This is a genomic window from Sphingomonas sp. BL-S-05, assembly GCF_055521695.1.
On record NZ_CM145499.1, the window covers coordinates 2,453,149 to 2,473,269 of the forward strand.

20 protein-coding genes are annotated in these 20,121 nt (G+C 57.6%); 11 read left to right on the top strand and 9 right to left on the bottom strand.

Going from position 1 to position 20,121, the window contains the following annotated elements; genetic code table 11:
* Positions 1 to 148: 148 nt before the first annotated feature.
* Together ACZ1JS_RS11500 and ACZ1JS_RS11505 are read right to left on the bottom strand one after the other, a co-directional pair.
* Positions 149 to 1,102: a glycoside hydrolase family 130 protein gene (locus tag ACZ1JS_RS11500; RefSeq protein WP_465166175.1), complete on the bottom strand. Its 954-nt coding sequence runs from the start codon at positions 1,100 to 1,102 to the stop codon at positions 149 to 151.
* Positions 1,099 to 1,884, bottom strand: a complete 786-nt coding sequence (locus ACZ1JS_RS11505) for an SDR family NAD(P)-dependent oxidoreductase (protein ID WP_465166176.1) — start codon at positions 1,882 to 1,884, stop codon at positions 1,099 to 1,101. The genes ACZ1JS_RS11500 and ACZ1JS_RS11505 overlap by 4 nt, the downstream gene beginning before the upstream one ends.
* A 212-nt stretch (positions 1,885 to 2,096) precedes the next feature.
* Between ACZ1JS_RS11505 and nadC the strand changes: the two genes are divergently transcribed.
* From nadC to ACZ1JS_RS11520, 3 genes are read left to right on the top strand one after another with little or no spacing between them, the layout of a single operon-like run.
* Complete coding sequence (nadC, locus tag ACZ1JS_RS11510; RefSeq protein WP_465166177.1) at positions 2,097 to 2,939, top strand: carboxylating nicotinate-nucleotide diphosphorylase; 843 nt, start codon at positions 2,097 to 2,099, stop codon at positions 2,937 to 2,939.
* A gap of 30 nt (positions 2,940 to 2,969) precedes the next feature.
* Positions 2,970 to 3,404: a hypothetical protein gene (locus ACZ1JS_RS11515; protein ID WP_465166178.1), complete on the top strand. Its 435-nt coding sequence runs from the start codon at positions 2,970 to 2,972 to the stop codon at positions 3,402 to 3,404.
* Positions 3,401 to 4,120, top strand: a complete 720-nt coding sequence (locus tag ACZ1JS_RS11520; protein WP_465166179.1) for a ribonuclease T2 family protein — start codon at positions 3,401 to 3,403, stop codon at positions 4,118 to 4,120. The genes ACZ1JS_RS11515 and ACZ1JS_RS11520 overlap by 4 nt, the downstream gene beginning before the upstream one ends.
* Here ACZ1JS_RS11520 and ACZ1JS_RS11525 read toward each other — a convergent pair whose 3' ends face one another.
* Both ACZ1JS_RS11525 and ACZ1JS_RS11530 read right to left on the bottom strand, forming a co-directional pair.
* Positions 4,121 to 4,546, bottom strand: coding sequence for a DUF4112 domain-containing protein (locus tag ACZ1JS_RS11525; protein WP_345877934.1), 426 nt, complete (start codon positions 4,544 to 4,546; stop codon positions 4,121 to 4,123).
* A 5-nt stretch (positions 4,547 to 4,551) separates the two neighbouring features.
* On the bottom strand, positions 4,552 to 5,943 hold the full coding sequence (locus ACZ1JS_RS11530) for an ABC transporter substrate-binding protein (protein ID WP_465166180.1): 1,392 nt from the start codon (positions 5,941 to 5,943) through the stop codon (positions 4,552 to 4,554).
* A gap of 449 nt (positions 5,944 to 6,392) precedes the next feature.
* Here ACZ1JS_RS11530 and ACZ1JS_RS11535 point away from each other — a divergent pair, with 449 nt between their 5' ends.
* Together ACZ1JS_RS11535 and ACZ1JS_RS11540 are read left to right on the top strand one after the other, a co-directional pair.
* A complete protein-coding gene (locus ACZ1JS_RS11535; RefSeq protein WP_465166181.1) occupies positions 6,393 to 10,268 on the top strand; it encodes an NACHT domain-containing protein in 3,876 nt (1,291 codons plus the stop codon).
* 167 nt (positions 10,269 to 10,435) lie between these two features.
* Complete coding sequence (locus tag ACZ1JS_RS11540) at positions 10,436 to 11,017, top strand: recombinase family protein (protein ID WP_465166182.1); 582 nt, start codon at positions 10,436 to 10,438, stop codon at positions 11,015 to 11,017.
* 102 nt (positions 11,018 to 11,119) lie between these two features.
* On the opposite strand, the gene ACZ1JS_RS11545 is transcribed toward ACZ1JS_RS11540, so the two are convergent.
* Positions 11,120 to 12,178: a hypothetical protein gene (locus tag ACZ1JS_RS11545; RefSeq protein WP_465166183.1), complete on the bottom strand. Its 1,059-nt coding sequence runs from the start codon at positions 12,176 to 12,178 to the stop codon at positions 11,120 to 11,122.
* A 90-nt stretch (positions 12,179 to 12,268) separates the two neighbouring features.
* Between ACZ1JS_RS11545 and ACZ1JS_RS11550 the strand changes: the two genes are divergently transcribed.
* The 3 genes from ACZ1JS_RS11550 (at position 12,269) to ACZ1JS_RS11560 (ending at position 13,248) form a co-directional block, all read left to right on the top strand.
* Positions 12,269 to 12,364: a helix-turn-helix domain-containing protein gene (locus ACZ1JS_RS11550; protein WP_465168681.1), complete on the top strand. Its 96-nt coding sequence runs from the start codon at positions 12,269 to 12,271 to the stop codon at positions 12,362 to 12,364.
* Positions 12,365 to 12,396: 32 nt separating this feature from the next.
* Complete coding sequence (locus ACZ1JS_RS11555; RefSeq protein WP_465166184.1) at positions 12,397 to 12,999, top strand: SOS response-associated peptidase; 603 nt, start codon at positions 12,397 to 12,399, stop codon at positions 12,997 to 12,999.
* Between the two features lie 78 nt (positions 13,000 to 13,077).
* Complete coding sequence (locus tag ACZ1JS_RS11560; RefSeq protein WP_465168682.1) at positions 13,078 to 13,248, top strand: DUF6771 family protein; 171 nt, start codon at positions 13,078 to 13,080, stop codon at positions 13,246 to 13,248.
* Positions 13,249 to 13,682: 434 nt separating this feature from the next.
* On the opposite strand, the gene ACZ1JS_RS11565 is transcribed toward ACZ1JS_RS11560, so the two are convergent.
* Positions 13,683 to 14,249: a hypothetical protein gene (locus ACZ1JS_RS11565; protein WP_465166185.1), complete on the bottom strand. Its 567-nt coding sequence runs from the start codon at positions 14,247 to 14,249 to the stop codon at positions 13,683 to 13,685.
* A 71-nt stretch (positions 14,250 to 14,320) separates the two neighbouring features.
* On the opposite strand from ACZ1JS_RS11565, the gene ACZ1JS_RS11570 reads away from it, so the two are divergent.
* Positions 14,321 to 14,581, top strand: a complete 261-nt coding sequence (locus ACZ1JS_RS11570) for a helix-turn-helix domain-containing protein (RefSeq protein WP_440492061.1) — start codon at positions 14,321 to 14,323, stop codon at positions 14,579 to 14,581.
* A gap of 309 nt (positions 14,582 to 14,890) precedes the next feature.
* Here the strand turns inward: ACZ1JS_RS11570 and ACZ1JS_RS11575 are convergent, their stop codons facing one another.
* Complete coding sequence (locus ACZ1JS_RS11575) at positions 14,891 to 15,406, bottom strand: hypothetical protein (protein WP_465166186.1); 516 nt, start codon at positions 15,404 to 15,406, stop codon at positions 14,891 to 14,893.
* 88 nt (positions 15,407 to 15,494) lie between these two features.
* Here ACZ1JS_RS11575 and ACZ1JS_RS11580 point away from each other — a divergent pair.
* Positions 15,495 to 16,660 (top strand): IS3 family transposase gene (locus tag ACZ1JS_RS11580; RefSeq protein WP_465166187.1). Its coding sequence is split into 2 segments (ribosomal slippage): positions 15,495 to 15,747 and positions 15,747 to 16,660, totalling 1,167 coding nucleotides; the frame shifts between segments, so codons are not numbered across the junction.
* 1,439 nt (positions 16,661 to 18,099) lie between these two features.
* Here ACZ1JS_RS11580 and ACZ1JS_RS11585 read toward each other — a convergent pair.
* Complete coding sequence (locus ACZ1JS_RS11585; RefSeq protein WP_465166188.1) at positions 18,100 to 18,303, bottom strand: helix-turn-helix transcriptional regulator; 204 nt, start codon at positions 18,301 to 18,303, stop codon at positions 18,100 to 18,102.
* 261 nt (positions 18,304 to 18,564) lie between these two features.
* On the opposite strand from ACZ1JS_RS11585, the gene ACZ1JS_RS11590 reads away from it, so the two are divergent.
* Positions 18,565 to 19,170 (top strand): phage integrase, encoded by a 606-nt coding sequence (locus ACZ1JS_RS11590; protein ID WP_465166189.1) that lies wholly within the window; start codon positions 18,565 to 18,567, stop codon positions 19,168 to 19,170.
* A gap of 4 nt (positions 19,171 to 19,174) precedes the next feature.
* Here the strand turns inward: ACZ1JS_RS11590 and ACZ1JS_RS11595 are convergent, their stop codons facing one another.
* Positions 19,175 to 20,002, bottom strand: coding sequence for an IS5 family transposase (locus ACZ1JS_RS11595; RefSeq protein WP_465165962.1), 828 nt, complete (start codon positions 20,000 to 20,002; stop codon positions 19,175 to 19,177).
* Positions 20,003 to 20,121 lie beyond the last annotated feature (119 nt).

The window sequence follows — 20,121 nt, forward strand, 5'->3', positions numbered from 1 at the left end:
GGATTGTCCGGGGGCCAATCCGACCCAACCCTCGTCGAGAACGGCCCGCTTTGGGCACCCCTTCTCGACTACGGTGTTCGGCAAGCTCGAACCTCCGCTCGAAGCGACCGGAGGCGGAGCCGTAGGGAGGAAAAAGGAAGAGCCCCCCTCAACTCCGCCGGATCAACGCCCGCGCCAGTTTCCGATCTTCCAGCGAATAGTACAGCCAGATCGCCCCCCGCTCGACCACCACCGACGCCGCGAACGCGATATCGGTCGCACTCCGGTCATCAACCGGCGGCGGGGTGATCAGTGGTTCGATCCCGCGCGCCACCACGCGGCGATAATCGGCATCGAACGCCACCCAGCCGATCCGCCACCGCGCATCGCGGGTCGCGCCGTTATAGAACATCACCGGCATCGCCGGATCGTCGGTCAGCAGCGGCCCGGTCGACAGATGCCAGTCGTCCCAACTGTCGACGCGCGGCATGAACGGCGTCGGCTGTTCCTCCCACGGTCCCGCCACGTCGGTGCCGATCGCCATGCCGATCCGCGACGCTTCGTCGGCGGCATATTCGTAGAACAGTCGCCAGCGCCCATTGGGCGTCCGGTCGATCGTCGCCTCCTTGGTATTGCCCTCCGACTTGGACGACGCCAGCGCCACGCCGCTCTTGGTCAGCCGGTCGAGCGACGGCCCCGTCGCATAGGACAGTTCGCCATGGGCATGGTCGCCCAATACCCCCGAATAATAGACGATATAGCCGTCGTCGCGGCGCACCACCGTCGGATCCTCGACCCCGCCGGCATCGTGGTCGTCCGGCCCCGGCACGATCGACGGCTCGGCCAGCATCGTGAAGTGGCGTCCGTCCTCGCTCCATCCGGCCCAGATCACGCCGGTATCAGTCATCGGCTCGCCCGCACGCGTCACGGCGCGGACCATCATCCCGAACCGCCCATCGCCTTCCTGCCAGACATAGGGGCTCATCAGGTCGCGCGTCATCAGCGCGGGCGGACCGTCGAGCGTCACGTCCTCGATCCGGCGGACGTTGAAATCCAGCTCGACCTCATTGTCGGCGACCACGTCCTTGCGGTGCGGATCGTCGATGTTGACACCGCCGCTCATGCGCCGATCGCCTGCATCAGCGACAGCCCGCCATCGATCACGATCCGCGCGCCGGTGATGTAGCGCGCGCGGTCGCTGGCGAGGAATACCGCCAGATCGGCGACCTCCTCGGGCCGCCCCGCCCGTTGCATCGGGATATTGTGCTCGAGGGTCGCGCGATAGGTCGGATCGGCCTGCGCCCGCGCGTTCATCGGCGTCAGGATCATGCCCGGCTCGATCGCATTGACCCGGATGCCGCGCGCCGCCTCCTCGATCGCCAATGTTTCCACCAGGTTGGTCAGCCCGCCCTTCGCCGCACAATAATCCGCGCCGCCCGCGCGCACCGCATAGGCATGGATCGACGAAATGTGCAGGATCGCCGCATCCCCGACCTTGTCGCCGCGTCCGGTCAGGAATCGGCGCGACGTCAGGAATCGGCGCGACGTCAGGAACGCGCCGGTCAGGTCGGTGTCGATCAGCCGCCGCCATTGCTCGAGCGCCATGTCGCGCACGGTGACGCCGGTCATGTTCAGCCCGGCCGAATTGACGAGCACGTCGGCCGGCCCCCATCGCCCCTCGACCTGTGCGAAGGCGGCGTCGACCGAGCCCTCGCCGTCAACATCGGCCTGGATTGTGACCGCTTCCCCGCCGCCCTCGCGCACCGCCGCCGCGCTTTTTTCGGCCCCGTCCTTGTCCGAATGATACAGCACCGCCACGCGGTCGCCCTCGCGTCCGAATGCCGCCGCGCACGCTGCGCCGATCCCCGATTCCGCGCCCGTCACCACTACCGTCCGTCCGCCCACGTCATCCTCCGATTTCGTTCGGACAGGGAAACGACTGGCGCCGCGCTTGGCTTCATGAACTTTCCTACACCTTCGGATCGCGTCATGCTGGCGAGCGGCGTCGTCCATCCCCCCATCCCGGACGCGCTCCCGCAACGTCCGCTACGTGTAACCTTCACCAACTTCGCCCCCCGCCCTATAGCCGCTCCACTTCCTCCTTGTCGGACAATGCCATGCTCCCCGGTTTCGACCTTCCCGCCTTCGTCGCCGCCACCCTGTCCGAGGATATGGGCGAGGCGGGCGACATCACCGCCGCCGCCGTCATCCCGGCCGACGCGGTCTTTACCGGGGTGATGGACAGCCGCGACGCGATCACCGTCGCCGGTCTCGACATCGCCGCCGCCTTCTTCCGCCATCTCGACCGCCAAGTGGTTCTGGAACCGCTGGTTTCCGACGGGGATCGGGTCGCGCCCGGCACCGCGCTGCTGCGCCTGCGCGGCAATGCCCGCGCGCTGCTGACCGCCGAACGCTCGGCGCTGAACACCGTCCAACACCTGTCGGGCATCGCCACCCTCACCGCCCGCTATGTAGCGGAAATCGCAGGCACGGGCGCGACCCTGCTCGACACGCGGAAGACGATTCCGGGCCTGCGCGTCCTCGAAAAATATGCGACCCGCATGGGCGGCGCGACCAATCACCGCATGGGCCTATGGGACGCGGCGATGATCAAGGACAATCACGTCGCCGTCGCCGGTTCGGTCGACGAAGCCACCGCCCGCGCCCGGGCGGCGGGTATCGACCGCATCATCGTCGAGGTCGATTCGCTGGACCAGATCGAACCCGCACTCACCGCCGGCGCGACCCATCTGCTGCTCGACAACATGACCCCGCCGACCCTGCGCGAAGCCGTCGCGCTGATCGCCGGTCGCGTCCCCGCCGAGGCATCGGGCGGCGTAAATCTCGATACGATCCGGGCAATTGCCGAAACCGGCGTGACCTATATCAGCGTCGGCCGACTGACCCAGTCGGCCCCGGCGGCCGATATCGGGCTGGATTTCACCCTCGACGCCGCATAACCACGGCCCAGCGCTGCAACGGGGAACGCCATGCGTCCAGTCTCGATCGTCCGGTTCGACCGGCTCTACCTCGCCTCGATCGTCGTCGGGCTGATCGGCAATATCATCGAATGGCCGGTGACCATCGCCCGGCTGAACGAGAATCCCGACACGGCGGCGCTGGGATCGGGCGCCACGATCGCGGCGGGCGGCATGATCGCGACCGGCGTACTGATCGCGCTATTGCTCTGGTTCTTCGCCGCAAAGCGCGCCAGCAACGTCGCACGCTGGATCGTGACCGTCTTCACCGTCTTCGCCCTCGGCAGCTTGTTCATCGGCCTGGCGGGCAATGCGGTGATCGTCGACAATGGCGGAATCCTGCGCATCCTCGCTGTCGCACTACAGACCGCAGCGACTTTCTTCCTGTTCCGTCCCGACGCCGCCGCATGGTTCGCGCCGTTCGACAGCGTGGAGGACGACGCATGAAGCGGATCGCCCTAGCCATCGCCGCGCTGCTGCTGCCTGCCGCCGTACAGGCACAGACGCTGCAATGCGCGGTCCCGGCCCAGATCGACCGTCCGCGCCCCGACCTGCCAACCCCGTCGCAGCCGCGCCGCGTCCTCCCGATCGGCAGCTACACGCTCGCCATCACCTGGAGCCCCGAATATTGCCGCACGCGCGCCGACGATTCGCGCAATGCCTTCCAGTGCGGCGGCGGCAACCGTTTCGGCTTCACGCTGCACGGCCTGTGGCCCGATGGAAAGGGCAAGGACTGGCCGCAATATTGCACCGCGACGCCGATCCTGCCCGAATCGGTCATCGCCAAAAATCTGTGCGTCACCCCGTCGGCGCAGTTGTTGCAGCATGAATATGCCAAGCATGGCACCTGCATGGGCGTATCGCCCGCCGCCTATTTCGACGAATCACGCAGCCTGTTCCAGAAGCTGCGCTTTCCGAACATGATGGCGCTATCGCGTCGCCCGAATCTGACCGCCGGACAGCTCGCCGCGGCCATAGCCCGCGTCAATCCGGGGATCACGCCGCAATCGATGCGGATCACCACCAACAAGCGCGGCTGGCTCGACGAAGTCTGGCTCTGCCTCGACAAACGCCGCCGCTACGCCGCTTGTCCAGCGCATCAGGGCGGAGTGACGCCGGGCACCCGGATCAAGATCTGGCGTGGCGGACGGCAGGCGGCGTAATTAGCCCTCGACCGTTGCCGTCGCCGGATGGTGGCGGTCGAGATGCTTGCGGATGATCCGCAGGTTGCGGGTGTTCGACCGGAAGAAGAAGTCGGGCACCGCGCCGACGATCGGGATCAGCCCCAGCGCCCAGTCGGTGCCGACATTGCCCGCCATCCGCGCCATCTGCCACCGCGACATGCCGAGGTTGCGCGCTTCCCACAGCATATAGCTGCCCATCGCCGCACCGATGAAGCTGCCGACCACAGGAATGAAGTTCAGCAGGAAGTCGAGGCCCACCGGATGGTTGGTGCCCGGAATGGTCATCGACCGCTCCATCAGCCGCTCGATTGCGACCACCCGGCGGCGCACCGCGTCGGGATGTTTGTCGAGATGTCCGGCGATCTGTTCGAACAGTTCGGGGGAGATGCGGGTCGGCTTTGCCATGCCCCCTATCTGGTATCGCCGCGCAGATGGTTCAACGGATGCACCCCACGCGGATTGGTCTGGAATCCGCGCAGCCGGGGTGCGACCAGCGACCAGCGCCATGGCCGCGCGACGGGCACGAACGCGACATCCGCCGCCAGCGCAGCGTCCGCCGCCGCCAGCCGCTGCGCCCGTTCGGGAAGCGACGTGGCATCGCGCGCCGCGGCGATCAGCGTCATCGCATCCGGTGCGCATCCCCGACACGCCGTCGCTAGATACCAGCGCGCACTGTCATAGGGCGCGACCCTGTCGACCAGCACCAGATCGGCGGGCGTATCCAGTCCGACCCGCTGCCCGCGCACCCCGATCCGCGCCAGCGCCGCCGCCGTCCGTCCCCACAGCAGCGTCGCGCCGGGACCATCGGGCAATGCGACGCGCACCGTCACCGGCTGTCCCCATGCGGCGACCTGCGCACGAGAGGTCTGCCAGCGTTGCGCCTCCGTCAGATTGCGCCACGGCGGCAGCGCCGGTGCGCTCGCCGAATCAAACGCTTCGGGCAGAACGGTATCGGCGCCGCTCCAGTTCGCATCGATTGCGGCGGGCAGGTTGGCGGTCTGGATCGCCATGGCTACGGCCGCGCGGTTGAGCGGCGCGGCCAGAAACGCGTCGCGCCCGACAATGGCAAAACCGAACAGCCCGCGCGCCGGATCGACGCGGATATCGGCCGGTCGCGGCGCGGCTGCGGCCACGATCGGCCAATCGGCAAACCCGCCCCCCAGCACCAGATCGCTGCGCTTCTCCCGGAACCGCGCCATCGCTAATGCCGCACGCATGCCGTTCAGTCGCACTTCGTCGGCCGGAACCGGTGCCGGCGCGTCGGGATCGACCGGCGCCCGCAGGCGTACGCCCTCGCCCGTCAGCCGCCGCATCGGGCCGCTCCCCTGCGCGCCGCGCATCACCGCCAGTTCGGGCTGTGCCAGCAGGGTAAGCAATTCGGTATTGGGCCGTTTCAGCCGGACCTCGATCACCTGCGGCGTCATCGCCACGATCTCGTCGATCGAGCGCAGGAACGGGGTCAGCCGGTGTTCCGCATCGACCCGCACCGCCCGGCGCAGCGCGACGACGACCTGATCGGCGGTCACCGGCCGCCCGTCGCTCCATGTCGCATCGCCCAATCGAAAGATATAGCTGCGGCCGTCATCGACCATGTTCCATCGCTCGGCCATGGCCGGCTCGACCTGTCCAGCGGCATCGAAACGCACCAGTCCCTGCGCCAACGCACCGCGAAGCAACACGCGTTCGGTATTACCGCTGCCATCCTGCTCGATCGCATCGACCACCACCGGTCGCTCGTCCGCCCCCCGGTCGCACGCGGCGAGCGTGAGCAGCAGGGCGCCAAGAAACAGCAAGCGGGTCATGCGCCGCTCCATGCCATGAAAGCCGGGGCGGCGGCCAGCCCGTGGTACGGACGGCGGGACTTGAACCCGCACTCCCGATGGGAAGCGGATTTTAAGTCTCGGCTAGCGGCGTTGCGCAATATTCCGGATCGCACCAGATTGCTATATTTCATAGACACTTATCCATGATGCGATGGCATCGATCCTATGAATGATTCCGGGAAGGTACGGCGAATTGCGGACACAATTACACCGGAATTACCAAGATTGTGTGCGCTCTGTGTCTATGGGCTGCGTGCTCGAAGGAACGTGAATTGCGCGGGCGGTCCTTCAGTTCGCGATACGCACAGCCCTTTACCCGAAGTCATCAGCGAGGTTAGGAACAGGCGAAATTTGAGGAAAAGAGTGTGCACCTAACCCTCGACAACCTTAGCGGAAACTCGTTCGAGCGCCTGATACGAGCAATGTGCTTGAAGGCTTTCGGCGCTAGCGCAACCGTCTTTGGATCGGGTCCGGATGGCGGAAGAGACCTGACCCTCGCCGGTCGAATTCCCGGCTACGAACCCCGTTCTTGGGACGGCTATTTGGTTGTTCAAGCAAAGTACAGAGAGCCATCGAGTAAGGCCGTCAATGATACAGAATGGCTTCTTTCGCATTTAGCCGCCGAAAAGGAGCGCTATCTGGATCAGTCTTCCGGCCGAAGGATTCCTCAATACTATATTATTGCTACCAATATCTCGCTGTCGGGTGCCGATGGAAAAGGTCGCGGTTCTGATATCCGAAGGGGCGGCCATACAAAAATATCTGATTTTATGGAAACTTGGAAGACCGACCTTGGTCTGGTTGATTATGATATATGGCCTTTGGACAAAATCACTGACATGCTCGCCGCTGATCCGGAAACTCGGCAAACTTTTGCTGCTTGGATAACACCGGGTGACATATTGAGCGAAATGTTCAATTTTTTTCGGTTTTCACGACCTGATTTCCGCGAGGTACTTCGCCGTTCGCTAATAACTTCACTCCGCCGGAAACAGTTTGCGGAACTTAAGGACGCAGGAAGTGTAGCCGATCCGGACGTTAGAGCGAGTCAGGTTTTCATAGATGTTCCGGTTACGACAGGCGATTCCGCTCGTCAGAAAACAGCGAGAAATGTCCTCGACTCTCTAATTAGACGCTCAAAAGAAAAACTTGACCCTGAAACTATCGAATCTACTGCAAGGCAGTACCGTTTTCGCAGAAATAAAATAGTACTCCTCGGGGGCCCCGGACAGGGGAAATCCACCGTAAGTACGATGCTATCCCAAATTTTTCGGGCACACCTTTTAACTAACGATCCCGTTGCGATACGTGATGATACAATCAAGTCTTTGTCGCCAGAGATCATTCAACGGGCGAAGAACGAAGGTATAAATAGCGATGTTCCCGCCAGATTCCCTATCTTTGTGTCTCTTCCTGTTTATGCAGATAGGATCACAGCTTGCCGTAATTCAAAGGAAAAGCTTCCCTCTTTGCTCTTACATATAGCCGAAGAACTAGGTGAATCCTCGGATATATCAGTGGAGAAGGCTGACGTACGCCTCTGGCTCGGCTGCTATCCATGGGTCGTGATACTAGATGGCCTAGACGAAGTACCGCCCAGTGGGGAACGGGACGCTATAATCGAAGCAATAAATGCATTTTCGAGCGAGGTTAATTCTGTATCAGGCGACGTGTTGTTCATTCTAACAACTCGGCCGCAGGGGTATAACGACGATTTAGACCCCAACCTATGGGAGCATTGGGAATTATCGGAACTTCCGCCGGAACGCGCGCTTGCTTACGCGGCAGCGCTGGGGGAAGCGCGCTACCCCGATGACGAGCGCCGCCGTGAAAAGGTGCTAAAATCCTTAGAATCGGCAGCCGTTGCGCCCGCAACCAGCCGCCTAATGGTGACTCCCCTACAAGTTACAATTCTTTATCTTATTGTAGACACCGGAGGTAGTGCACCTGCCGCACGATGGACCCTGTTCAATGAGTATTTTGAAGTACTTAAGCGTCGCGAAAAATCGAAGGGCGGCCTTATCCAAAGTGTTATAGAAAACAATCTGGCGCATATTGGGCCGATCCATCAAGCAGCTGGATTAGTACTTCAGGTAAAGAGTGAAGTTGACGGGGGAGCCGCATCGCGTCTGAGTTCGGAAGAATTTAAATCTTTAGCGTCCTCATATTTTTTAAATCAAGGTTATAACGCTCTCGAATCCAGTTCACGCGCTGATGAACTCACTACCTTGGCATTGAATAGGTTAGTTTTGTTATCTGCTAAGGAGGAAGGCAGAATACGCTTTGATGTCCGATCACTTCAAGAATTTATGGCTGCCGCTGCTTTAACTGCGGGGGAAATGGGTGTTGTAGAACACCGTCTCGAACATATCGCGGGTATTGCTCATTGGCGTCACGTGTGGCTAATCGTCGCAAGCCGATGCTTCTCCGAGGACGGGTTTCATCACCGGCGTCCAGCAATCATCGGGATTCCGCGCACGTTAGACGAAGAACCAACTGATCGCCTCGTTCAAAACGGCGCGCGGTTAGCCCTAGAATTATTTATGGATGGCCTAGGGTCGGATCATCCCCGAACCCGGCTCGCGCTAGCGCGTCACGCAATGTCATCACTGAGTGCCGGTGAGGAAATTGTCGGAGGGCAATTGGCAGGCGTGTGGGAGAAGGGGACCGAAGAGATTGTCGAAGAGGCGCTGCGTAACGAATTATCCCGGGCGGACATGGCGGGCAGCAGAGCAGCCTGGAACACATTGTTCGAAATTGACGAACCGGGGATTGTAGGACGTCTAGTAAAATCCTTTTGGCCCAGCGATATTCGACGTAAACGGGCAGTGATGCGCCGGGTCAAGCGCCTTCCTCATGGTCATAATATTAGCCCTCAGATACTAGATGGTTTCAGTGCCTTCGGTGCTGCCGAAGGTTTAGATCGAATAGTTAGGCTCTTCTATTCGGAATGGGATAGCTTTTCAGACGCGATTCCTGTCAATGTCGTCAAGGTTTCTCAAAATCGTCAAGATGCTCCACTAGATAAGTCAGATACAAACGGCATATCGTTTCTGTATCAATCTTTAGATAATATGACTTACTATAAGTTAATGCATGAATTGGGAGAGGCGGTTCCGTCATGGAAATTACTGAACGCAGTTTCCATATTTGGAGTAAGCCCTTCTACTAACACTTTCTCGCAGTCTATTTTGGCATTGTCGAGTTTTCCGAGACAAGATTTGATTGAGTTTCTGAGTTCTATGCCATGGCCACTGGCTATTGTAGTTCATAATTGTCATTCACAATTGGAATTCATGAAGGCCGCAGAGCGAGCCTTGGAGGGACACTTCGGCGACCCCGAAGCTTGGCGAGCAGCAGAGCGCCGTTGGAAGACGAAAGGTTTGCAGCAAGCAGATTTCTCAGTCCGTTTTGCGGAAGATGCTCATGATTGGGCGATGGTAGGCGCCCCGCCCTTGTCGTCTGTTAGCGTAAGCCATGGAATGTCATCTGATACTATCGTTCGTCTCACGGATTTAGTTTTGTCCCCTATTCCCGAAGATACAGCAAGACATCTTGCGAATGCCCTTAGCTTTGCCGTTGTCGGCGTTGATGAAACTCAAAAGCTTACTATAGAACAGTCTAAGATTCTCTTTTCTGCAATACTGCGAGGTGATAGACCCACTTTCTCTAAGGCGTTTAACTTGGCACCTGCCGAAGCGTGGACTGACGACACGTTTATCTCTATGGCGTCGAGCCTTGCATCTCGTGGGGTTCACCAAGAGTTCTATGTTGATGCGGAGTTACCAAGTGTCATAGCTCAGGCAATGTTGCGTAAATCGAGTTATAAGCCTTTAGTTAAGGCTATTTTGGCGTGCTGCCTTTCGCTGAATGGTGATTATCAGGAACTCGAAATACTAGATCGTTCGGTTTACCGATCGATATCAAGTATGGCATTCGATAATAATGTGGACAAGGTGTATCATAGTCTACTTAAAATCATATTAGACCCAGGATCGCCATTACCGGAGAAACTGCCGGAACAGATATCAGCGGCGTGGAAGGACGACCCAGAACTTGTAACATTAACAAGTACGCTTTTGGAATCTGAGTATTTAGAAGACACCGACCGGGTGAATTTGCTGTTTAGGCTTTTGAAGCTTGAATGGGATAATACACAGCTAGAGGGCACATCGTTAAAAAAGCATTTGTGCAGCTTGCTGGATAAGCGACGCTCTGGACTCACTGACCGACGGAATTGGACTGGCAATATGGAATTACCGGTACATTTCTATGATGCGGTAATTGAGCAGGCGCTTAATTAGCCTGCGTGCAACAGGACGTAATCAATAGTGCCATAGGATAGCTGGTGTACCGAACGAACGAATTCGGTCGATTCCGATACACTCGCTAGCCCTGTATCGTAAAATAGACTCGACAGCGTTTTGATACGCTGACAGTATCGATACAGGAAATCGATACGGAGTGGGTGATGGCACGGGTATTCGCTTACAGCAGGGTCAGCACGCTCGATCAGACGACGGACAATCAGGTTCGCGAGATCGAAGCGGCGGGGTTCAGTATCGATTCCCGCCGCATCATCACCGAAACGGTGTCTGGTTCTGTCGCCACCATGGAACGCAAAGGCTTTGCGAAGCTGGTCGATCGGCTGGAAGCGGGGGACGTGCTGGTCGTCACTAAGCTGGATCGCTTAGGCAGAAACGCAACTGACGTTCGCCAAACAGTCGATAGCCTCTGCGCCATCGGCGTTCGGGTTCATTGCCTCGCCCTTGGGGGTGTCGATCTATGCAGCGCGGCTGGTCGCATGACCATGCAAGTTATTGCCGCCGTCGCAGAGTTCGAACGCGACCTTCTTATTGAGCGCACCCAAGCGGGCTTGCAGCGCGCGAAGGCCGAAGGAAAAGCCCTAGGACGGCCTAGGAGCCTTACCGACGCCCAGCACAAGGAAATCCTAGTGCAACGTGCCGAAGGCGTATCCTTGGGCGTCCTAGCGGCCCGGTATGGTGTCACACGCGCGGCGATACAAAGGGTGGAAAAGCGCAAGCATGGATGATTGCCGTACCTCCGGCACAGGTAATTACGTCGCAAATCGACTGAAATTTTGTAAAATGAGAAGAACGCCAAGGCTCTGTATGAACGAAGCCTTGGCTACTTATCAGACACTTGGAAGGGCTGGCGGCCTAAGCGTCTTGTCCGGCTCCCAAACTCTTCTGAACATTTCTAAGTAGTACGTACCGCGACACCCGACGGTCCAGCCACCATGGCCCCGTGTATGGGAAATAACGTTGTAACCGTATTCTGCCGAATATGGCCTTACTGAAATGAAGGATTCATAGCATGAGTTGTTGTTGCGCCCGTTATCAAAAACCTTACCGACAGCGTGGGTTGCAGTACTTGCATCAAGCATCCAACCCTCTTTAGCCTGTTCGCTAGTTAGGTTGAAAACCGAAGCTTCTCGTACATTCCCGCGTCGGAAGTATTCGCCGCTTAGCGACTCAACCGGGACTCGTTGCCTGTGTTCGACCAACCTAATTCGCGATGGGAGAAACGCGCTGGCGGAACCTTGGATCGCGTTAACGTCCACCGAGAGCGTGGTCCACGCATCGGGTAAAGTAATGGTCGTCCTGCAAGGGCTTCCTGCTGTTATAATTGCACCCTTCTTCAAACAGTAGGGATTCGTAGTCCGTTTGGGATCAATATTACCTATTATTATTGGCGCAGACAATTTTGCTTTATGCTGCACCCCTTGCGATAGATATTCGACAACGAGACGAACTGTGTTGTACGTAAGCGGATCAAATCTTACACTCACGCCGCCACCGAACTTTTTAATGCATTCGGACCAAGCATCTAAGATTCCCTGGTCTCCTGAATAAAGCATCGTCGACAGTTCATTGATACGTTCTATCTTCTGAAAGTTGGTACGTTCAACGCTTCGACGCATAGCCTCGTATTCGTCTTTACCATAATTTAGTGATCCCATTACGGCCTTTCCAATGGGAACTCCAATGCCTAGACTGGTATCTGTTTTGGAATTTTCGAATGTGCTCTCTAGAAATCTTGAATACAATATTTGCTGGAAATAAGAGTTACTCTTATATTCCTCATAACGAAAAGTTCCGTTTCGTAGTACGTCCTTGCATTGGTCTGGTTCTGCTTTCGCAGTCGCAGCATACAGGCATGCAAGAGTGACGCTGATTGCAAAAAACCTCATATAGCCCCCTGACTATACTGCGTTAATGCAGCGCCATATATTGCCTTATCATCGTCCCGTTGTAAATTCGCGGTCAGTGACCCGGTTGGCATCCACGCGCTTCATGCAGAAGGCGTAGGGCCAACCGAGATCGCCAAACGGCTAGGTGTCGGCCGCGCAAGTGTTTACCGGGCCTTGGCGGCGTAGGGCGGGATCGGGACGAGCACAGGAGGCGACTGATGTGTAACCGCTATGCCCTATCGGTTCCTGCGGCTTCCCTCTTCCCCCGATACAACGCCACTCATCCCGCTAACCTAGTAGCGTTGCCAGCCCCCGAACTATTCCCCCGCAAACCCGCCTACATTGTCCATGATACCAATGGCGTTCGCACCCTCGACGTTATGGCTTGGGGCTTCCCAATGATGACGAAGGGTAAGAGCGGTAAGGACGTTCGCAAGGACGTGACAAACGTCCGCAACTACACGTCGCCGATGTGGCGATCGACGTTGGCAAACCCATTACGGCGTTGCCTTGTGCCCTTTTCTGCCTTCTCCGAGTACGGTCAGATTCGTGGCGACGACGGCAAGCTACCCTTGCATTGGTTTGACGTACCATCGCAGCCAATAACCAGTTTTGCAGGGATATGGCGTCCGACCGACGAAGGCGCGGTGTTTGCTTTCCTAACAACCGAACCGAATGCGATCGTGGCCCCGATCCATCCAAAGGCAATGCCGGTGTTGCTGCACCCCGAAGACGAAGAGCGTTGGCTTACCGCGCCCATGGAAGAGGCATTGGAACTGGCAGCACCATTCCCTACGCAGCTTATGCGGGTCACGACATGAACCCAAACCAGCTTGCGAATCGTTCTCTTTCTGTTCTATTTTGCGGTAGGAGAAAACGCCATGTTGAATTCGCAGGAAATGATTGCCGCTGCCCTACTGTCGGCACCGGGTTGGGCGCGAGTCGGCCTTACTGCCCCTGACTCTCGCCTTCGTGTAGAGGCGGCAACGACGTTGGCTGCACACCTTTGCGACTATGCAGGCGAACCGCTCCCCAAGCAGGATCGAAACCAACTTCCCTTGCCGCTGTGATCGATGGTTCAGCCTATCCGGTATCTCACGGACCTAAAGGACGGTTCCGTTCAAGCAGAGTGCCGTACTTGCGGTAGAATTGCGCTATTCTCCCCCTTCGAGTTGCAAACCCATTGGCGGCGAAAGGGTTGGCCAACGGACTGGCCCGACTTCGCGCTACGGCTCCGCTGTCGGTGTGGTGCGCGCGGACCAAAGGTTACTTGGTCGCCAAGCGCGCCACCACCGGATGACAACCCGCCCCCACCGCGACCACGGTTTGCACGCCCGAAGGCTTCACAGCATTGGAAGCCACCGGGGATCGATCATAACGAGTGGGAGCGGGCGAAGGATGACCGCGAACGACGGCGGCTAATTAGGCGTGCCCGTGGCTAATTGCAGCGCTACCTACTACTGATGAAAAGGTTATCGAGGTCCGCCGCCTGACCCCGGAGAGGTTATTTCGTCTCTGCGGATTGCCTGCTGCCAGAACAATCCATTCGCTTTTCCAGAAATTCCGAATGCCTCGCCAACTGCTCCGTCCCCAAACCAAGTGGCAAATCTTCTTCCGGTAGCCCGACATCGAGAACGACTGATTTTGATGACGGATAATAAATGAATTCCTGAAATCCGACATAACCACCCATCCTATTTTTTGCATTCACCTTTCCGATCAGGCAGTCACCAAGCGTAGTTATGTTCTCGTACTGCGCTGATGCCGGATCAGAAAGCTGTTGGGCAATCACGGATTTCGCAGCACTTACAAGCTCTTTATCCGGTCCTTTAAAGGATACATCATTGATACCGGATAACTCGAACATCAATCCAAAGAACATGATACCTATCACAACAAATATTGTGATATTCATCCAACGTGGATTTGCAACTCGGTTAGGCGTTGTATCTGCCGAAATTTGACTGTCAGGCGTTTCTACAGGCTGCAAACGTAATCCGCAGAACCGGCATACCTTTGCTTCTGCTTTGATCTTTTCCGCACAATCTGGACAAGCAATTTCATCTACCATGTGTACGCCCCCTGCTTTGGCGCTTTCCACACGGTTTCTGTGTAGCGGTCAATAGCTGCGACTGCCGCCGAATGGCAGCGAAACCATCATCCCGGAACAAAGGCTTTGCTGATACCCGCTATCGGGCGCTGGTCGCGCGGCTGGTCGACGCCCGGAAGGCAGCCGGGTTTAGTCAGACTGCGCTTGCCAAGCTTCTTGGCAGGCATCAGCAGTTCGTCAGCCGGTACGAAATCGGGGAGAGGCGGCTGGATGCGGTCGAATTCATTGACATCGCCCGAGCGTTAGACCTCGATGCCGGAACGCTATTATCGGAAGTACCGATATCGCGCTAATCAATAGTCGAACGTGACCTTATAGAAATGACGAACCCTTAGAAAAAAACGTCTTTTCAGTCATTGTAGTCCGACCTGACGACGGCACATTGATGCGATCCTCTCACCGGGCCGGATGTTCCATGGACTACGGATCAAGTGCATCACCCTTACTATAGATACTATGGGATTGAATACCGCTAGAAGCCCCGTAGAAGCCCGTACAGCACACGCCGGAGTCATTGGCTACTTGGGGTAGCCAAAATTGCAACTTGGCGCTGTAGGTGCCATTTACGGGGCATAGCGGGCATATAACCATGGCCCCCAACCTTACTTCGACTTAAGCTTCGGCTTTACGCCGATCCGACGTTCAAAACAGCGGGACAGGACATCATTAACGATCGCAGCATCGGATTGCTTACAAATAATCGAATCATGCACCGGTAAAGCGACTACACCGTGAACAGTGCATAGTTCGTGGACAGCATCTACAACAGCTTGGCTTTCCTCAAACTGCAAAACACCCCAATTAATGCCTTCGCTGCCGATTTTATCGAGTGCCGGAAAATACGGAAGCACTGACTTCTTCATCAGCTTGATGGGCCAGTCGCTACCGAGTTTTCCGGTATACGCACCTTTCTCGGCAAGAACGCCATCTTTCAGCCTGTTAGGCTTTGCCTTCGTTCCGTCGCGAGCATATTCCTTGATAGCGTCGCTAGGCCACTTACCCAACGGATTGCCGTTTCCTAGGGAGGAATTAACGTAAAGCTTTACTATCGCGCGTGGAACACCGGGAACCACGTACAGGTCCCCGGCGGCAGGAATGGGCAACCCCAGCCTCGCCATGGCGATGGTCAGATGACTTGACGTGACGTGACCCCCGTTTCTTCATCCAGATGGAACTAGAGACCGGCCCTTCGAAGGGACGGACGGAATGAAGCGGAAGCAGTTTTCTGAAGAGCAGATCATCGGCATTCTGAAGGAGGCCGAGGCGGGTGCGGTGGTGACGGAGCTGTGCCGCAAGCACGGCATGTCGAGCGCGACCTACTATGCGTGGAAGGCGAAGTTCGGCGGCCTGGAGGTGTCCGATGCAAAGCGCCTGCGGTCGCTCGAAGAGGAGAACGCCCGGCTCAAACGGCTACTGGCGGACACGATGCTCGACAACGCGGGGTTGAAAGACCTGCTGTCAAAAAAGTGGTGATGCCCGCCGCGAAGCGACAAGCGGTCGCGCATCTCCAGGCGACGTTGGGGATGAGCGAGCGGCGGGCATGCGCGGTTGTCGGAGCGGATCGCACGAGCATGCGGTATCGCTCGTGCCGGGCAGATGATGGCGATCTGCGGTCAAGGCTGCGTGAGCTGGCGCAGCAGCGTCGGCGGTTCGGCTATCGACGGCTGCACATCCTGCTGTGCCGGGACGGTATCACGATCAACCGCAAGAAGACCCAGCGGCTCTACCGCGAGGAGGGCCTGACGGTGCGTCGTCGTAAAGGACGAAGGCGTGCTACAGGCAGCCGGGCACCCGCGCCGGTGCTGGCGCTGCCGAACCAGCGCTGGAGCCTGGACTTCGTGCACGACCAGCTCGTCACCGGCCGGCGGTTCCGTGTGCTCAACATCGTCGACGACGTGACGCGCGAATGCCTCCGGGCGGTGGTGGACACGTCGATCTCGGGCCGGCGCGTCGTGCGCGAGCTGGCCGATCTGATCGCCGAACGTGGCAGGCCGAAGATGATCGTCAGCGACAATGGGACCGAGCTGACGTCGAACGCGGTGCTCGCCTGGTCCGGCGACGTGGGCATCGAGTGGCATTACATCGCGCCGGGCAAGCCGACGCAGAACGGGTTTGTCGAGAGCTTCAACGGTCGCATGCGCGACGAACTGCTCAACGAGACGCTGTTCTTCACCATCGGCCAGGCCCGCTCGATCCTGGCGCGCTGGGTCGACGACTACAATACCGAGCGGCCGCACTCGTCGCTCGGCTACGCCACTCCGGTAGCCTTCGCTGCCGGGCTCGAACAGCAACGGGCGGGCTTAACCCCGCTCGTTGCTTCACCTGCGCTCGTGCGCGACAACACCGGTCGGTCTCTGGTTGCAGCTGGATGAAAGACCGGGGTCACGTCAGACGAAATATCCAATTCAACGACGGGTTCCCCATCAATCGTCATCCGCGAACGCTTGCCACCACTCAACTGCTGGTAGCCGCCGCCGATCGAATAAAGCCGTCCGCCCCTGTCGTAATTTACACCAGCCACGTCGCCTTGGTTGAAGATACGCTGAAAGCCGATGTGGGCAGCACTGATGGTAGCACTGCCGATCACCCCGTTGATTTCGCCCACCTGTCGCGCAAACGCGATGACAGTGGGATTATCGTAATCGACAATCATCCTTTTGCCGACGATCTTGTTCCCGAATGCTTCGTACTGCCGCTTTGTCGATGCGCGCAGCTGGATGGGATGACGGATTTCGGCACGGGGCGGAACGGGCCGGAAATGCGCCTCGAAATCGGCAGCATCAATCCCGAAAGTCTTTGCCAGATCAAGTAGGGCTTTCGTCGGGTGGAAGCGGGTTGCCGTGCCCTTGAAGCCGGGAGCGAAATCCATCCGCCCCGGCTCTACAATCAACATCCCCTGCTCGGCTACGGCCTTATAGGCCTTCGTGAAAGGTCCGTATCCTACGACGCTGTCGTCAAACGTCCGAGACCCAATAGGCCGGTAAAGGTATGCATAGGGACCTTCATTCGCCGCACGCATCAAGTCGGCAACGATGATGCCGATTGCGCTTTGCGCCGGTACTTTTGCCCCACGGTTCGACTGCTGAAAGCCTGCGACTAGCTTTGCGGCAAGCGCTTTAGCCTCGTCCGAGTAAGGTTCATGCGATAGCATCATGAACAGGCCATCGTCATCGTTCCCGCTTTTGAAGAAGAAAGCGTCGTCATCGGTCGTGCGCTCAGCGCTAGGACGAACGTGAGACGCGTTTGCCCCAAGGCTATGCATCTTCGAAAGCACGCGCGACCACCGCTTGTCTCTTTCCTTCTTTTTCATTCTTCGATCCAAGGCGAGCAGCATCGCTTCGAGGTCGGCATGAATGAACCGGTCTCAAATCGACACTATAAGGGAAAAGGGTAGGGGGTTGGTTGTGAGTGGGGTTGAATGGTGTTGTATTTTTTTAATATAGAAAATAGATTTCAGTCTATTTTAATACATTGAAATCCAATCAGATACAGACAAACAACCTGCGTGTTTAACTATATTAAATATTGTTAACTTGTTGTTGCGGATTAGTTAACATACTAGACATATTAGTAGCACCTATTGAAGGTAACAATCTGTCATCATATGCTCATCTGACAGTTTTGATCAGAAAAATCTAAATATCGATCCGGGTATGGCACCCTATCGTTATTTCTTAAATGGCATATGGTGTCAGAAAGATACCGTGCGCACTTTTCATTAAGTAAGCACGTAGACTCACGGTGTGAATTTTTCTATCACTTTGAACGATACTTTTTCCCATTCAACATATCTTAATCTGGAAAAGGAAGTTCATTCCTGCTGTCCGATGAACGCTTGAAGCGCTGACAGTCGATAAAAACGTCTTCCACCGATTTTGACGCTCGCCGGTCCGATACCCCGCCGATGCCAGTCAGCCAGCGTTGATTGAGCCATACCCAGATATTGGGCAGCCTCGGCCCGGGTTAAGCGACCTTCGGCACCGCGCACAGCATCCATGAGACCAATTTTGGGCACGTCATCGCTCCTAGTCCGTCGATGAGGTCCAGATAGCGCTCAATTCGCGCAGGTCAACCAGATTTTTAAGTGCAAAACCCGTCACCGCAGGTCTAATTTCCTACCTCATCAGTACTTCTTTCGTACAACTTCCTATTTTAGAATTTTTAATAGCACTTATTATTTTTAGACTACGTGAAACTATATAGGCTACGCTTAAATTAATTGAATCATTGACTCCCCAAGAATGATCGACATCATGTTCCAAGAAAGGAACATGTTGTGTCACTCAAATTTACTCGTCTCACGCGACCGGAAATCAAACGGCTGGCGGCAGGTGCATCGCTCACCGAACACGGGATAACTGCGACCGGGTTGAGGGGCGGCGATGTCCGATACGCGGTGAACATCATGGTGGACGGGCGTCGGATTCACCGCGCCATTGGGAAGGCAAGCGAGGGCGTCACCCGTCAGCAGGCGGAGGACGCTATCGAACTGCTTCGCACCCACGCTCGCGAAGATCGCCTTAGCTTGCCGACAGGTCGAAAGACGCATCGCATGTTCGAGGAAGCCGCCACCGGCTACCTTGAACGGTTGGAACAGGGCACAGGGAAGAACCTGACTGCGAAGCGCCGACAACTAGTAACGCATTTGATCCCGGCATTCCGCAAACACCGGGCGGACAAAATCACGACGCAGATGGTGCAAAGCTATGTGCGGGATCGCCTGTCCACGGGCGCTGCACAGGCGACGGTGAACCGCGAACTTGCCACCCTCTCCCACCTCTTCAAACGCATGGTTGAATGGAAGTGGATCAAGGCGGAGGATGCGCCGGTAGTGTCTAAGGGTGCAGAACCGCCCAAGGCGATTACGGTCCTAAGAGTCTGACTCGTTATTGAGATCTGGCGATTTGTCTGGTGAGGGTTTTGACGGAAGCGAGGTTGCACCAGGCTTCCTGCGACTGTTCGGAGGCTTCATAGTCCCTGGCGAGACGCCGGTTTCGACCGAGCCATGCGAACGTCCTCTCGACGACCCATCGTCGCGGTTCCTGGACGAAGTGTCCGACGCGTTGCGAGCGGGTGATGATCTCGATGGTCCATGGCCGCGGATCGGCGACCGCGTCGAGCAGCTTGTTGCCGCGATAGGCGCGGTCGGCATAGGCATGGCGCAGGCCGGGAAACCGGGCGGCCAGCGCCTTGAGCAACGGCACGGCGCCATGGCTGTCCTGCACGTTTGCCGGAGTGATCCGCGCCTCGATCAATCGGCCTGACGTATCGGTCGCGATGTGGCGCTTGCGACCCTTGACCTTCTTGGCAGCATCGAACCCGCGCGGACCGCCGCTCTCGGTGGTACGCGCGCTCTGGCTGTCGATCACCACGGCCGATGGTTCGGGATCGCGCCCCTCGAGCATCCGCGAACGTGCCACCAGCAACGCATTGATCCGGGGCCACCAGCCCTGATCGCGCCAGCGGTAGAAATGATACTGTACGGTCGTGAACGGCGGAAAATCACGCGGCAGACCACGCCACGGACATCCCGACCATAGCAGATACAGCAACGCGTTCACGATCCGCCGCAGCGGCGTCCGCCGCCGTCGGCCACGAACCGACGGCGGCGGCAGAAGCGGACCCAATACCCGCCACTCCGCCGCACTCAAGTCGCTTGCATACCGACCCTCGGCCCGGCGATACCGCTCCCGGGTGGCCTCATTCCAAACCATCGTCGATCCTTTCGTAGCTTCGCAACCACGATCGAATCATACATGGCGAGGTCATCCAACCTTTTCCCGGTCAGCCTCTAAGCGACGGGGATGCAACGTCCCTACGGAATGCCGCGATC